At 62.0% G+C, this 13068-nt stretch carries 17 protein-coding genes; 5 read left to right on the top strand and 12 right to left on the bottom strand.

Going from position 1 to position 13068, the window contains the following annotated elements; translation table 11 throughout:
* Positions 1 to 5: 5 nt before the first annotated feature.
* Genes NKH02_RS26005 through NKH02_RS25995 form a run of 3 tightly spaced genes read right to left on the bottom strand, consistent with a single transcriptional unit; the run spans position 6 to position 2025 of the window.
* A complete protein-coding gene (locus NKH02_RS26005; protein ID WP_352868274.1) occupies positions 6 to 209 on the bottom strand; it encodes a hypothetical protein in 204 nt (67 codons plus the stop codon).
* 10 nt (positions 210 to 219) lie between these two features.
* Positions 220 to 1146 carry a DMT family transporter gene (locus tag NKH02_RS26000; protein WP_352882570.1) on the bottom strand — a complete coding sequence of 309 codons (927 nt, stop codon included), beginning with the start codon at positions 1144 to 1146 and terminating at the stop codon, positions 220 to 222.
* A gap of 45 nt (positions 1147 to 1191) precedes the next feature.
* Positions 1192 to 2025: a hypothetical protein gene (locus tag NKH02_RS25995; protein WP_352868062.1), complete on the bottom strand. Its 834-nt coding sequence runs from the start codon at positions 2023 to 2025 to the stop codon at positions 1192 to 1194.
* 110 nt (positions 2026 to 2135) lie between these two features.
* On the opposite strand from NKH02_RS25995, the gene NKH02_RS25990 reads away from it, so the two are divergent.
* Entirely contained in the window at positions 2136 to 3095 is a 960-nt protein-coding gene (locus NKH02_RS25990) for a LysR substrate-binding domain-containing protein (protein ID WP_352882568.1), read from the top strand.
* A gap of 236 nt (positions 3096 to 3331) precedes the next feature.
* Here the strand turns inward: NKH02_RS25990 and NKH02_RS25985 are convergent, their stop codons facing one another.
* A complete protein-coding gene (locus tag NKH02_RS25985; RefSeq protein ID WP_352882566.1) occupies positions 3332 to 3844 on the bottom strand; it encodes a DinB family protein in 513 nt (170 codons plus the stop codon).
* Between the two features lie 61 nt (positions 3845 to 3905).
* On the opposite strand from NKH02_RS25985, the gene NKH02_RS25980 reads away from it, so the two are divergent.
* Positions 3906 to 4598: a glutathione S-transferase family protein gene (locus NKH02_RS25980; protein WP_352882564.1), complete on the top strand. Its 693-nt coding sequence runs from the start codon at positions 3906 to 3908 to the stop codon at positions 4596 to 4598.
* Positions 4599 to 4680: 82 nt separating this feature from the next.
* On the opposite strand, the gene NKH02_RS25975 is transcribed toward NKH02_RS25980, so the two are convergent.
* Positions 4681 to 4935: a DUF2934 domain-containing protein gene (locus NKH02_RS25975; RefSeq protein WP_352882562.1), complete on the bottom strand. Its 255-nt coding sequence runs from the start codon at positions 4933 to 4935 to the stop codon at positions 4681 to 4683.
* Positions 4936 to 5134: 199 nt separating this feature from the next.
* Here NKH02_RS25975 and ndk point away from each other — a divergent pair, with 199 nt between their 5' ends.
* The gene (gene ndk / locus NKH02_RS25970; protein ID WP_352882560.1) at positions 5135 to 5557 is read left to right on the top strand and encodes a nucleoside-diphosphate kinase; all 423 of its coding nucleotides are present in this window, start codon (positions 5135 to 5137) and stop codon (positions 5555 to 5557) included.
* 126 nt (positions 5558 to 5683) lie between these two features.
* Entirely contained in the window at positions 5684 to 6292 is a 609-nt protein-coding gene (locus NKH02_RS25965) for a class I SAM-dependent methyltransferase (protein WP_352882559.1), read from the top strand.
* 30 nt (positions 6293 to 6322) lie between these two features.
* On the opposite strand, the gene NKH02_RS25960 is transcribed toward NKH02_RS25965, so the two are convergent.
* The 7 genes from NKH02_RS25960 to NKH02_RS25930 all read right to left on the bottom strand — a co-directional run bounded on the left by NKH02_RS25960 (position 6323) and on the right by NKH02_RS25930 (position 11873).
* Positions 6323 to 6592: a hypothetical protein gene (locus tag NKH02_RS25960; RefSeq protein ID WP_352868075.1), complete on the bottom strand. Its 270-nt coding sequence runs from the start codon at positions 6590 to 6592 to the stop codon at positions 6323 to 6325.
* A 163-nt stretch (positions 6593 to 6755) separates the two neighbouring features.
* Positions 6756 to 7520, bottom strand: coding sequence for a YbaY family lipoprotein (locus tag NKH02_RS25955; protein WP_352882557.1), 765 nt, complete (start codon positions 7518 to 7520; stop codon positions 6756 to 6758).
* 94 nt (positions 7521 to 7614) lie between these two features.
* Entirely contained in the window at positions 7615 to 8091 is a 477-nt protein-coding gene (locus tag NKH02_RS25950) for a molybdenum cofactor biosynthesis protein MoaE (RefSeq protein ID WP_352882555.1), read from the bottom strand.
* Position 8092: 1 nt separating this feature from the next.
* A complete protein-coding gene (moaD, locus tag NKH02_RS25945) occupies positions 8093 to 8350 on the bottom strand; it encodes a molybdopterin converting factor subunit 1 (protein ID WP_352868081.1) in 258 nt (85 codons plus the stop codon).
* A gap of 1 nt (position 8351) precedes the next feature.
* Complete coding sequence (gene pgsA, locus NKH02_RS25940; protein WP_352868083.1) at positions 8352 to 8948, bottom strand: CDP-diacylglycerol--glycerol-3-phosphate 3-phosphatidyltransferase; 597 nt, start codon at positions 8946 to 8948, stop codon at positions 8352 to 8354.
* A 100-nt stretch (positions 8949 to 9048) separates the two neighbouring features.
* Positions 9049 to 11112, bottom strand: coding sequence for an excinuclease ABC subunit UvrC (gene uvrC, locus NKH02_RS25935; protein ID WP_352882553.1), 2064 nt, complete (start codon positions 11110 to 11112; stop codon positions 9049 to 9051).
* Positions 11109 to 11873, bottom strand: coding sequence for an SDR family oxidoreductase (locus NKH02_RS25930; protein ID WP_352882552.1), 765 nt, complete (start codon positions 11871 to 11873; stop codon positions 11109 to 11111). Before NKH02_RS25930 ends, uvrC begins: the two co-directional genes overlap by 4 nt.
* Before the next feature lie 412 nt (positions 11874 to 12285).
* Between NKH02_RS25930 and NKH02_RS25925 the strand changes: the two genes are divergently transcribed.
* A complete protein-coding gene (locus NKH02_RS25925) occupies positions 12286 to 12942 on the top strand; it encodes an outer membrane protein (protein WP_352882550.1) in 657 nt (218 codons plus the stop codon).
* Positions 12943 to 13068: the final 126 nt, after the last annotated feature.

Genomic DNA, 13068 nt, shown 5'->3' with positions numbered 1-13068 from the left:
AAAATCTAATACTTCGAACCAGCAGACTTCGCGGCGAGGCTATCGGCCAATATCTCTAGAATACGCTTCCAGCGGGCGCAACGCCCGAAATCCTTCTGTTCTATCGCCTTTTCGGCCTTCATCGCGGCGTAAAGCGGCGCCTCGGCGCCAAATTCCTTGATCAGCCAATGCGCTTCCTGAATGTCCAGACGTTCATTTTCGTCAAACATGGCATTTTCGTCAAACATGATTTTCGGCCTCCGAACGTTCCACACCGACCGCGACGCAACTGCCGATGACCAGGACGGCTCCGACAATGGCCGTCATCGTCAGCCGTTCACCGGACAGGGTCAGCAGCAGGGTCGAAGCGATCGGCGTGAGATAGGCGACGACCGCGACCTTGCCGCTGCCTTCGAGCTTCAGGGCGCGCGACCAGAAATAGTAGCCCAGTCCCATCGGACCGGCGCCGAGATAGAGGCCGAGAGCCAGATCCGTGCCGACGGGCCAGGCGAAACCGTCGTGAACGCACCACAGAAACGTCAAGGCGACACCAATCAGCGCCGATGGCAGCAACAGACGTTCCGGCGAGGTGACAACCCGTCCCACCATGATCGAATAGAAGGCCATGCACAGCGCGGATCCGAATGCGGTGAGATAGCCGACGAGATCACCCTGGAGCCACGATTGGTTACGCCCTCCCGAAATCACCAATGCAACGCCAATGAAGCCCACCACCGCGGCAAGGCCCAGCAGCACCGGGCGCTGTGGATTTTCAAAGGCGATGACCGCCGCCGCGACCATCAACGGCCAGGTATAGGCCACCAGATTGGCCTCGATCACCGGCATCGAAGCAAAGGCCATGTATTGCAGCACCATGGTGCCGACGAGGCCGATAAAGCCGACCGCGAGAGGCACGAGCGCGGCCCCGGCCGCAACCGGCGCGGCGCTCTCCCTGCTCATCAACCGGATGGCGGCGAAGACGAGTGCGGCGCCTGCAAATTGCAGGAACTGCACCTGCGACACCGGGTGGCTGGCCAGCAGGGATTTGCCGACCAGCGCGTTGGTCGACCACAACGCCACCGCGCCGGCAGCGAAGACCAGCGCGGATATCGAGCCTGACCCATGCCGAAAGGTCCGGCATGGGTCTCTATCTCTATGTTTGACCATGATCCTGCCCGAAAACCGGTTCCCACTTTTCGGAATCATGGCTCGTCACCACGATTCCCTGGCTCCGCCCGGAGCCGGCGCGTCAACCGCGGCGGGCACGGGATGCTCTGCCTCGAACCGTCGATAGGCCGGCAACTGGTTGGTCCAGACATCTTCGGCCAGTTCGTTGACCCACTCACGGTCGTGATCATTGTCGGCGGCGAGATAGAACATGCGGTTGTCGTCGACATAGGGTTTGGCCACCGAGCGCTGGTTGAGCACCAGCGTGACGCGCTCGCCGAACCGGATCGGGGCGGTGCGATGGAGGACGCCCAGGAACTGCCCCAGCGTCGCGTAGTTCATCTTGTGATCGATGCGCATGACACGGTTGCGCGGGATCTCGCGGCCGGATTCGAGGATGGCGCGGCCGGTTTCGGAGTCGTCGCAGTAGATTTCGAGATGGCCGCCGACCAGCGGATTGCTGATCGACAGTGGAATGAGTTCGGTGACCGGAACGCCATCGCAATGCCATTCCACGGCGCCGTCCTTGGGGTTCATGAAGGTGACCGTCGAGCCGACGATCGACAGCGGATAGGGCTCCAGCTTGGTGCCCATCATGTCGGACAGCCGCTCCAGGCGCAGCTTGTCATGGAGCAATTCCCTGATCTCGGGGATGAAACGGTCTGCCCCGGTGATGAAGGTCAGATCGAGGTGCTTGTGCACGGCATGGCTGGCCTTGAGCTTCAGAGCAGCCTCCTCGATCGCGGCAAGCAGTGCCGGATCGTAGCCATGCAGATATTGCGCGACGCCGAAACTCGACACTTTCCAGGCGGTTTCGTGACCGATGATGGCCTCGCGGCTCATCGCATAGCGCAATTCGGGTATGATATGGGCGTTCATTGTACTTCTCCAAGTGAGGGCAATCACTTAGTTAGCAGTCGATTAAATTAGCATCCCCTGTAAAATTAGGAATGCTGGTGCTAGTGTAAGCTCAGCTTAAGGTCGAAACCGTGCGTCTGCTCAGTCAGGTCAATCTCAATTCGCTGAAAATCGTGGAAAGTGCCGCGAGGCACGGGAATTTCACGCGCGCCGGCGAAGAACAGTTTATCACCGCTTCAGCGGTCAGCCAGCGCGTCAAAAGCCTGGAGGATCAGCTGCGATTCAAGATCTTCCAGCGCGGCGGCAATGCGGTGTCGCTGACGCCGGAGGGCGAGACCTATGTCTCGCGCGTTCGCGAGGCGCTGGAGAGAATCGTCGCCGCCAGCATGGAAGCGACCGGGCAATCCCAGGAACATGTGCTGAAGATATCAGTGCTGCCGACCTTTGCGGCACGCTGGCTGTTTCCGCGCCTGCCGCTGTTCCAGCAGCGATATCCCGACATCGTGATGCGGGTCTCGACCTCCTACGCGACGCATGAGTTCACGACCTCCGAGTTCGATCTTGAAATTCGCTATGGCGACGGTCACTTTCACGGGCTGCAATCCGATCTGCTGTTTCGGGAAGACCTGACACCAGTGTGCAGCCGCAAGCTGTTCCATGAAGTTCTCGGCGACAAGAAGCTGTCGAAGGTGATACCGGACGACCTTAGGCACTTCACGCTGCTGCATTCCGATACCTGCACCCAGAACTGGCAATCCTGGCTTGGTTTCGCCGGCGCCAGCTTCGTGCTCAGCAAGGCCAAAAGCATTTATTTCGACTCGTGCATGATGTCCTACGAGGCAGCCAATTCCGGGATGGGTTTTGCAGTGGCCAACCGCGCCTATATGGCCAGCGATATCCGCGCCAAAAGGCTGGTGGCCCCGTTCGCCGTCCACCATCCGAACACGGCTGGCTGGTATTTTGTCTCTTCCCCGAAGAGCCTTGCCGCACGCAAGGTGCTGCTGTTCAAGCAATGGGTGATGGCGGAAGCGGCTCTGACGCAGCGCCAGCTCGACAGCGAAACCAGCGGCGAGGCCGCCATGGCTGTCTGAATTTCGGGCGAGCATTTGGTTGGCCGCCGATGAGATACGACCGGCAAGAAGCAAGTTGAGAGCCATCGGTTAATGGACGCCCAATCCATACAGCCCGCATTGGTCGGTGTGATTGTAGAGCTCGTGCCGCTTCAGCAGGACCATTCGTCGGGGCTTCTGAGCGCGGCGGCGGATGGTATGCTGTGGAACCTGAAGGCCACCGTGGTCCCCGGTCCAACCGCCAAACATCGCCGGGATCAGGCGAAAGCCCTGCCTTCCTCGGTGCGCTGGAAGAGCATCAGATCCAACCCCAGGCTTGGCCGTCCCAGGATGGTCAGGATTGTATGCGCCTGGCCGCGATGGTGAGTCTGGTGATTGAAGACATGGTCGAGCGCCGGCGCCAGCCTCTGCGAGACCGTGCGCATGTCCGAGACTGTCATGTAGGTGAAGCGGCCTGTCAAAGCCTTGTCATTGAGGCCGCCGACCCAATCGATGATCCTCCTGTCCTCGGCTTCACGCGCCATCCGCAGACCGGGCAATCCCCGATGCAGGATGGCGTCCAGCGTCGTCGGCGCGTCGCCCTCGCCGGTGAAGCGCTTCATCCAGATGCGGTCGGCTGTCAGCAGGTGGTTGAGCGTGCCCATCATCGAGCCGAAGAAGGCGCCGACATTGCGGTTGAATTCCTCTTCATCGAGCTCCGCGGCGGCATCATAGATGCGTTTGTTGGCCCATTGATTATAGGCCGCAAACATCATGAAATGCTGTCTCATGGCTTCCCCTCGGCTCGCGTCGATAAGGAGGCCTACCTAACCCGCGAGAGGGCCGCCGCCAATGACCATTCTGCTCTATGACCTCGTCGGACGCGACACCACACGTCCGTTCAGCCCGCATTGCTGGAAGGTGGTGATGGCGCTTGCCCACAAGGGGCTGGACACAGCAACCGCGCCGACGCGCTTTCTCGAGGTGCCCGCCGTCGAGGGCGGCGTTTCGAAAACCGTTCCGGTGATCCGCGACGGCGAGACGGTCGTTTCGGATTCCTTCGCCATCGCTCTCTATCTCGACGAATCCTATCCGGACCGGCCGACGCTGTTTGGCGGTGAAGGCGGCAAGGCGATGGCGCGCTTCATCGAACGCTGGTCGCAACTGACCATTCATCCCTATGTGACCACCGCGGCGATCATCGACCTGCATGCCATGCAGGACGCGGAGAACGCCGCCTATTTCCGCCAGAGCCGGGAGCAGCGTTTCGGCAAGCGGCTGGAGGACGTGATAGCAGCCCGGGAGGCCGGCCTCGGCAACTTCAGGGCCTCGCTGGAACCCTTGCGTTCAATGCTCGGCTATCAGCCTTTCATCGGCGGTGCGTCGCCGCTGTTTGCCGACTATATCGTCTTCGGCGCGCTGCAATGGGCGCGCATAGCCTCGCCCTACCAATTGCTCGACGACGGCGACGTGATGGCGCAATGGTTCGCCCGCTGCCTCGACCTGCATGGCGGGCTGGGACGAAAGGTGGCCGCGGCGGCGTGACGCTAAAACGCATGCCCTTTGCCGCAAGGCAGGGCCGTCAGTGTCCTGCAAGAAAGCTCAGCCGCGAGGCGATAGCCAGGCCTTACTTGGCCGCTGCCTTCTTTGGCTTGCTGGCCTTCGTGGCGGCCTTTGCTTCCTTGGGGGCGGCTTTTGCCTTGGTGGCGCCAGCTGCCTTCCTGGCTGGTTTTTTGGCTGCCGACTTCCCCGCGGCATCCTCCTGGTCGACATCGGCCGCCGCCTGATGCCAATGGCGCTCATGGTGTCCAGCCGGCTGTCCCTCTTGCAGCCAGATCTGATGCGCGCGGTTGCGAATGCGTTCCTGACGATCGTCTGCCATGATCATGTTGTCTCCATGCGGGCCGACTTCAGCGCGGCGCCGACAGGTAACTATAGCAAGCAAAGCGTTGCTGTGCAGCCATCCGATCTCGCCCGCGGGTCCGTCCGCTTCGCGGACCGCTCCTCGCCCCTTGGCAATGGGCCGGACGGCTTGTATAGAGCCCGCCACCCTCAATTCCATTCTCAGACAAGGACGACCCATGGCGCTCGAACGCACATTCTCCATGATCAAGCCGGACGCAACCCGGCGCAACCTCACCGGCGCCATCACCAAGATGCTGGAAGAGGCCGGCCTGCGCGTCATCGCCTCGCGCCGGGTCTGGATGAGCCGCCGTGAGGCGGAAGGCTTTTATGCCGTGCACAAGGACCGCCCGTTCTTCGGCGAACTGGTTGAATTCATGTCGTCGGCACCGACCGTCGTGCAGGTGCTGGAAGGCGAGAACGCCATTGTCAGGAACCGCGAAGTGATGGGCGCCACCAACCCGGCCAATGCCGCCGAAGGCACGATCCGCAAGGTGCATGCGCTGTCGATCGGCGAAAACTCGGTGCACGGCTCCGATGCGCCGGAGACCGCGGCGGAAGAGATCAAGTACTGGTTCTCGGATACCGAGATCGTCGGCTGAGCCGATAGTCCAAAGCGTGATCACGTAAAGAAAGGCTGGCGTTTCGCCGGCCTTTTTTTCGGCCGAACAGTCAGCCCGCGTGCGAACCGCATGTGCTAGGATGCCGACGATGGAGCGGACCACAGCATGACCAGTGCCATTCCGGGTTTCTTCCAAGGCACGGAGATGCCGAACAGCGACTGGTGGGAGGCGCTGTGGCCCAACCCCGCCGCGGTGGTTTCGGCAACGGGGATCAAGCCAGGCATGGACGTGATCGATCTGTGCTGCGGCGACGGCTGGTTTACGCTGCCGATCGCAAGGGTGGCTCGTCATGTCGTGGCCATCGATATCGACGCCGATCTGCTCGAAGAAGCCAGACATCGGTTGGCCGAAGACGGCGCGACGAATTGCGACTTTGTCGTAGGCGATGCCTATGAGCTTGCAAGGCTTACGCCTCGGCCTGCCGATTTCATCTTCATGGCCAACGCCTTTCACGGCGTTCCTGACCGGCCGCGTCTGGCGCGCGCGGTGCGGGCGGCACTCGGTCCGGGCGGACGTTTCGCAATCGTCAACTGGCACCAGCGTCCACGCGAAACAACGATGGTCCAGGGCGAGCCTCGCGGACCGAGGACCGAATTGAGGCTGTCGCCGGAACAGACCGTGGCGGCCGCAGAGGCGGGAGGCCTCAGGCTTGCCAACATGGTCGAGGTGCCGCCCTATCACTATGGCGCCGTATTCGAACAAACGACGGCTTGAGAGGCCCGCCGCCGCCACGGCGGGTTCTGGTCACTTCGGCTGGCGATCTTTCACGTTCGCATGGGCGTTCGCTGCCTCCGTATCGGTGGCCGGTGTCTGGGTATCGGCACCCGCGAATGGACTACCCTGCCCAGGCGCGAGATCGCCGCTATGGCCGGCCTTGTTGGTCTGGAATGGGTGGCCATCGGCGCTGAGACCATGGTCAAGGGCATTGACCAAATGGTCGTCCGCCGACGCAAGGCCGGTAAGAGCAAGGAGCGATACGCCTGTGACAGCAAGGATAAGCGTGTGCGTTTTCATCTCTGGACTCCTTTGAGTTAAGCCAGAACGAGCCGCAGCAGGTCTGGCGGCTTCAACCGAGGGATATCCGAAATATCCCCTTTGCCTTGCCCGCCATGTCTGGGAGAGAAACGCTTCTCTTGCCCGAATTATTCCGAAAAAAGTTTTAGCAATGAAATACGCGCTAGCTCGCGGCGCTGAAGCGCAGGATTTCGAGGCCATCCTTGTCGGCAATGATGAGCTTGCCGGCAGCGACATTGTATGACGCAGCCTTGGCCAATGCATCGAACAGCGCCTTTTCCTCGGCCATCACCTCGGGCGCGCAGGCCTTGTAGGTCGAGCCGATGTCGCTGATCGCGATCGTCTGGCCATCGATCTTGGCGGTGGCGAAATAGGTGTTGCAGGGGCCGCTGCCGCCTGCCTTGCCAGCCTCGCTGACCCTGAACGTCGCTTGCGGCGCGGTGATGGCGCCGATGCCGTCGACATAATCGACCAGCCAGAGCTGATCAAAGACGGAAACCGCCGGCTCGGCGCTCGGCGTCACCATCTTCAGCACGATGGTCTGCGGCACGTCGGTCAGCGGATCGACCTGATGGCGGACATCGGAGATGAACAGGAGCTTGTCATCGACGGTAATGCGGGCTTGCAAAGCGTAGGTCATCCGCGACCGGATGACGGAGGGATCGAATTTAATCTCGAAGCCGATCGGCACCTGGCCAGCCGGCTTGACGGTCTGCTTGCCGATGATTTTGGCCGGTGCATCGGCCAGCGACACGTCGGCAAGCTGGACCGAGAGCACGGCACTGGGCGGCAAGGCGATGCGCTCGCGATAGATGACCTCGCCTCTCACGGAATTTTCGGCGGCAACAGACGGTTCCGGCACGGCCAATATGCCAACGACCAGAGGCACGAAACCGAAGACGAAGAACTCCGCGATCCTGTCCAGCATGACCATCTCCCCTTGCCCAGGCTGGCCAATCAGGCTGACCAACCGCAGTCAATTGGCCAAAGGATTGCGGTCAATACATGGCTGTGGCGGTATTTTAGTCTGACGATTTCCAGCGGCCGGCTGCCTCGTCGTCGGCTTCCTTGGCCTCGACCCAGCCGCCCTCGGAACCGTCGGCGCGATGCTCCTTCTTCCAGAACGGCGCCCGCGATTTCAAATAGTCCATGAGAAAATTCGCCGCCTCGAATGCCGCCTGGCGATGCGCCGAGGCGGCCACCACCAGCACGATGTTGTCGCCGGGCGCGATCTTGCCGTGGCGGTGGATGGCGGTGAGACCCTGCAGCGGCCAGCGCTCGACCGCCTCAGCAGCGATGCGGGCGATTTCTGCTTCGGCCATGCCGGGATAGTGCTCGAGTTCAAGCGCCGAGAGCGCGCCTTGCTCGTCGCGGCAAAGGCCGGAGAAGGTGACGACGGCGCCGATATCGGCGCGGCCTTGCGTCAGTCTGGCGATCTCGGCGGCGACGTCGAAATCCTGCGCCTGGATGCGCACGACAGGTACGACCGCGGCGCTCATGTCAGCCCCCGGTCATCGGCGGGAACAGCGCAATCTCGCGCGCGCCCGCGATCTTCTCACGGTGCTCGACATGTTCCTGGTTGATGGCGACGCGGATCACATCGGGATATTGCAGCGCGTGCTCGTAGCTCTCGCCCCGCGATTTCAGCCAGCGCAAGAGGTCGGCGACCGTCTCGATGTCAGCGGGCAAGTCGACGTCTTCCTCGGGCATGCCGATGCGTTCGCGCACCCAGGCAAAATAGATGAGTCGGGTCGTCATCTCACTCGTCCATGATGTGCTTGAGGCCGGCGCGGAAATAGTCGTAGCCGGTGTAGAGCGTAACCAACGCCGCGATCCACAGCAGCACCAGCCCGGTCTGGGTGGTCAGCGGGAAGATCTTGTCGCCGGCCGGGCCGGCCAGCAGGAAGGCAATGGCGACCATCTGGATGGCGGTCTTCCATTTTGCCAGCTGCGTCACCGGCACCGAGACCTTGAGCGCCGCCAGATATTCACGCAGGCCCGAGACGAGGATCTCGCGGCACAGGATGATGATCGCCGCCCATAGCGACCATCCGGCGATGCCGGCATGACGGTCAGTGTCCGCGGCCAGCAGCAGCAGGCAGGTGGCGACCAATAGCTTGTCGGCGATCGGGTCAAGCATCTTGCCGATGTTGGAGGTCTGCTGCCAGGCGCGCGCCAGGTAGCCATCCAGATAATCGGTGATCGAGGCGAGCAGGAAGATGACCAGCGCCGACCAGCGGGCGAAGTCGCTCGACTTCAAATGCCCTTCAAGAAAAAAGCACAGCACCACCAGCGGCACCGCGACGATGCGGGCGTAGGTGAGCATATTGGGCAGGTTGAATGCGCGCTGGGCCATATCTGGGAAAACTCTTTCTGCCTGCCTACTCAAATCAGATGCCAACGTAGGGGGTCAACAGGCGACAATCGATTGGCCAGATGAAAATAGCTCCTGGCTGTCAGCTCTCGTGGAAATGATTGTAGACCAGTTTCGCCACCCGCTCGGAAATGCCGTCGACTTTCCTCAGATCCTCGATGGCGGCGCGGCTGACCGCCTTGGCGGTGCCGAAGGCCAGCAGCAGGGCTCGTTTGCGGCCCGGACCGATACCGCTGATCTCGTCGAGCGGGCTCTTGACCATCTCCTTCTTGCGGCGCGCACGGTGCGAACCGATGGCGAAACGATGGACCTCATCGCGCAGACGCTGGACGAAATAGAGCACGGGATCGCGCACGGGGAGCGAAAAAGAGTCCCTGCCCCTGACGAAGAAGCGCTCACGGCCGGCATCGCGGTCCTGGCCCTTGGCGATGCCGATCGCCACCACGCGGTCCTCGATGCCGAGATCCGAGAGGATCTTGCGCACCGCGCTCATCTGGCCCTGGCCGCCGTCGATCAGGATGACATCGGGCCAGGCCGGGAAGTTGCCGGAGATATCATCCTCGATATCATCGCCCGCCCCGCCCGCAGCGTCGGCAACGGCAACATCGCCATGTTCCTTGAGCAGCCGCGAAAACCGCCGCTCCATCACCTCGCGCATCATGCCGAAATCGTCGCCAGGCGTGATCTCGGTCGAGCGAATGTTGAATTTTCTGTACTGGTTCTTCACAAAACCTTCCGGCCCGGCGACCACCATGGCGCCGACCGCATTGGTGCCCATGATGTGCGAATTGTCATAGACTTCGATGCGCACCGGCGGCTTGGCAAGGCCGAAGGTTTCGGCGAAACCGGCAAGCAGGCGTCCCTGGGTGGAGGTTTCGGCAAGCCGCCTGCCCAGTGCCTCGCGGGCATTCTGCAGCGCGTTGTCGGTCAGATCCTTCTTCTCGCCACGCTGTGGCACAAAGATCACGACCTTGCGGCCGGCGCGGGTGGAGAGCGCCTCGGCCAGCAATTCCTGGTCCTCGACGCCATGCGACAGAAGAATGTTCCGCGGCGTCGGCTTGTCGTCATAGAACTGCGCCAGGAACGAGCCCAACACCTCAGCCGCCTCCAGCGCCGGATCGGCCTTGGGGAAATAGGCGCGGTTACCCCAATTCTGGCCTGTGCGGAAGAAGAACACCTGGATGCAGACCTGGCCGCCTTCCTGATGGATGGCGAAGACATCGGCCTCGTCGACGGTCGCCGGATTGATGCCCTGGTGACTTTGCACATGCGACAGGGCGGCCAGTCGATCGCGATAGATCGCGGCGCGCTCGAAATCGAGAGCTTCAGACGCCTGCTGCATGGCGGCCGAGATTTCCGTCTTCACTTTCTGGCTGCGGCCGGACAAAAAGTCCCTCGCTTCGCCGACCAGCACGGCATAGTCCTCATGCGAGATCTCTCCGGTGCAGGGGCCGGCGCAGCGCTTGATCTGATACAACAGGCACGGCCGTGTGCGGTTCTCGTAAAAAGAGTTGGTGCAGCTGCGCAGCAGGAAGGCGCGCTGGAGCGAGTTGATGGTGCGGCCGACGGCGCCGGCCGAAGCGAAGGGGCCGAAATAGTCGCCTTTGCGCGAGCGTGCGCCGCGATGCTTGTAGATGCCGGGCGAAACATGGTCGCCGGTCAAAAGAATATAGGGAAACGACTTGTCGTCGCGCATCAGAACATTGAAGCGTGGCCGCAAGCGCTTGATAAGATTGGCTTCGAGCAATAGCGCTTCAATCTCGGTGCGGGTGACGACGAACTCCATCGTCGATGTCTCGCGCACCATGCGGCCGATGCGGGTGGTGTGGAAGCGGCCTTGCGCATAGCTGGTGACGCGCTTCTTCAGGCTGCGCGCCTTGCCGACATAGAGCACGTCGCCGGAGGCGTTCATCATGCGATAGACGCCGGGCGCGTTGGGCAGCTGCTTGACCAGCGTCTGGATCACCTCGGCGCCGACCATGCCTTCGGCGTCGCCGGCATGCGGCGTCCAGTCGATGGCGGTGAAGGCGACATCGGGACCCGCAGGTTCGACGATCTCCTCGACCGCCTCGTCCTCGAGGTCGATATCGGGGGGCAGATCATCGGCGCCGCCGCGCGGCTTGTTCTTGTGATCCAAAGGACTCATTCCGTCATGCCTGTCACATCGGGCGTCTGCCATGCAAGATGCTGGCCGCCATCGAGCGCGATCATCTGGCCGGTGGCCGAGCGCGCTTCCCAGAGATAACGGATTGTGGCGCCGAATTCCGGCAATTCCGGGCCGCGCTTGAGGATCAAGCCGTCGACTTGGGCGGCAAAATCGCTGTCGTCCTGGCGTGTGTTCTTCAAGGTCGGCCCCGGACCGATGGCGTTGACGCGGATGCGGGGACCGAGCGCTTGCGCCATTGTCTGCGTGGCCGTCCACAGCGTCGACTTGGACAGCGCATAGGAGAAATAGCGCGGCGTCGGCCGCCAGACGCGCTGGTCGATGATGTTGACGATCAGGCCCTCCTGCTCCTTAGGCAACGCCCGGGCGAAATTCTGCGCCAGCAGCGCCGGTGCCTTCACATGGACGGCAAAGTGCCGATCCCAGGCCCGCCAGTCGAAATCCAGAACCGAATCGTCGACGAACAGCGACGCATTGTTGACCAGCAGCGAGATCGGTCCGAGCGCTGCCTGCGCCTGCCCGACGAGGTCGCCTACGGCGTCCATATCGGTCAGGTCGGCGGCAACCACGGCGGCGCGGCCACCGCTGGCGATGATTGCGGCAGCCAACGCATCGGCCTCGACATGAGAACGGTTGCAATGGATGGCGAGGGCAAAACCGTGGGCGGCGAGATCCTCGACGATTGCCCTGCCGATCCGTTTGGCCCCACCCGTCACCAGCGCCGTGGCCGTGGCTTTGCTCATAGCGTGTCAATCCTCAATTTCGACCCGAAAAACGGTGCCGGCGAAATATGGCCCGGCATGCGTTAAATGGCGTTCGCACCTTGGGCAGCATTGTGGCGAAACGGCCTTTTCGGCGTCCCGACTCGCCTTGGACTCGGAGCCGCCCGACCGGAATATAGGGTGCTGGACTCCTTGCACCAAGCGGTGTGCGGCGCAGCACGGGACGGCTCCTGCCATTTCGCTGTTGCGAAGATGCAACGTCAAGTTTCTGCCTCATTCGTGCCGGGGAATGACCCAAGTTCAGGTTCGCTTCAGCCGCATTTTGACACGACATTTGGAACCGACGAACGCCAGATCCGTTTCACCCCCCGGACGGGTAGATGGCGATCGTGAGAAAAAAGCCTGTGTCCTGTGGCTTAAGGAGTAAAGAACAATGCAAGCCAATCTCAAATTCGCACGGCCGCTCGCCGTGGCGCTCGGGCTCTTCGCCCTCAGCGGAACCGCCTACGCCGCGGACGTCGTCCAGGAAGAGCCGCCGGCACCCGCGCCGATCGCCGAACTTCCGGTCGCTTCCTGGGCCGGCCCCTATGCCGGTCTCAACGTCGGCTATGGCTTCAGCGGCCGTACCAAGGAAAAGGATCTCGGCTTTGAGACCGATACCAAGGGCTTCGTCGGCAGTGTCTTCGGCGGCTACCAGTGGCAGCAGGAGAACTTCGTCTATGGCGCTGAAGCCGAACTCGGCTACAACGGCGTCAAGGGTGACGATAACGGCATCAACTCCAAGGCCGGCTTCGAAGGCTCGCTGCGTGCCCGTCTCGGCTACGCCGTGACCCCGGAAATCCTGCTCTATGGCACCGGCGGTCTCGCCGGCAGAAGCCTGAAGGTGGAGGACACCGACCTTGACGCCAGCGACACCGCAACCATGCTCGGCTGGACCGCCGGCCTCGGTACCGACATCAAGCTGACCGACAATGTCTTCGGCCGCGTCGAGTACCGCTACACCGACTTCGGCAGCAAGAGCTTCGATGGTATCGGCAAGGTCAAGGCCACCGACAACCGCGTCACCTTCGGCGTCGGTATGAAGTTCTAAGTCGTTCAAGCCACGACACGAAAAAGCCGGGCCTCGCGCCCTAATGCAGTTCACTTAGGCACCTTCAGTGTTCTGACAGGATATTTGGCTGGTAGCCTTTTGACGACACGGGGGCATGATCGCCCC

Origin of the sequence: Mesorhizobium sp. M1396 (assembly GCF_040317725.1) — a bacterium.
In the GTDB taxonomy this organism is placed as follows: Bacteria; Pseudomonadota; Alphaproteobacteria; order Rhizobiales; family Rhizobiaceae; genus Mesorhizobium.
The sequence above is the reverse complement of the archived record's forward strand: the minus strand, read 5'-3'. Positions and strand labels throughout refer to the sequence as shown.

Bases quoted from the DNA above. Each gene is read 5' to 3' on its own strand.
- NKH02_RS26005 (WP_352868274.1), bottom strand. From the start codon at position 209: ATGTTTGACGAAAATGAACGTCTGGACATTCAGGAAGCGCATTGGCTG.
- NKH02_RS26000 (WP_352882570.1), bottom strand. From the start codon at position 1,146: ATGGTCAAACATAGAGATAGAGACCCATGCCGGACCTTTCGGCATGGG.
- NKH02_RS25995 (WP_352868062.1), bottom strand. From the start codon at position 2,025: ATGAACGCCCATATCATACCCGAATTGCGCTATGCGATGAGCCGCGAG.
- NKH02_RS25985 (WP_352882566.1), bottom strand. From the start codon at position 3,844: ATGAGACAGCATTTCATGATGTTTGCGGCCTATAATCAATGGGCCAAC.
- NKH02_RS25980 (WP_352882564.1), top strand. From the start codon at position 3,906: ATGACCATTCTGCTCTATGACCTCGTCGGACGCGACACCACACGTCCG.
- NKH02_RS25975 (WP_352882562.1), bottom strand. From the start codon at position 4,935: ATGGCAGACGATCGTCAGGAACGCATTCGCAACCGCGCGCATCAGATC.
- ndk (WP_352882560.1), top strand. From the start codon at position 5,135: ATGGCGCTCGAACGCACATTCTCCATGATCAAGCCGGACGCAACCCGG.
- NKH02_RS25965 (WP_352882559.1), top strand. From the start codon at position 5,684: ATGACCAGTGCCATTCCGGGTTTCTTCCAAGGCACGGAGATGCCGAAC.
- NKH02_RS25960 (WP_352868075.1), bottom strand. From the start codon at position 6,592: ATGAAAACGCACACGCTTATCCTTGCTGTCACAGGCGTATCGCTCCTT.
- NKH02_RS25955 (WP_352882557.1), bottom strand. From the start codon at position 7,520: ATGCTGGACAGGATCGCGGAGTTCTTCGTCTTCGGTTTCGTGCCTCTG.
- NKH02_RS25950 (WP_352882555.1), bottom strand. From the start codon at position 8,091: ATGAGCGCCGCGGTCGTACCTGTCGTGCGCATCCAGGCGCAGGATTTC.
- moaD (WP_352868081.1), bottom strand. From the start codon at position 8,350: ATGACGACCCGACTCATCTATTTTGCCTGGGTGCGCGAACGCATCGGC.
- pgsA (WP_352868083.1), bottom strand. From the start codon at position 8,948: ATGGCCCAGCGCGCATTCAACCTGCCCAATATGCTCACCTACGCCCGC.
- uvrC (WP_352882553.1), bottom strand. From the start codon at position 11,112: ATGAGTCCTTTGGATCACAAGAACAAGCCGCGCGGCGGCGCCGATGAT.
- NKH02_RS25930 (WP_352882552.1), bottom strand. From the start codon at position 11,873: ATGAGCAAAGCCACGGCCACGGCGCTGGTGACGGGTGGGGCCAAACGG.
- NKH02_RS25925 (WP_352882550.1), top strand. From the start codon at position 12,286: ATGCAAGCCAATCTCAAATTCGCACGGCCGCTCGCCGTGGCGCTCGGG.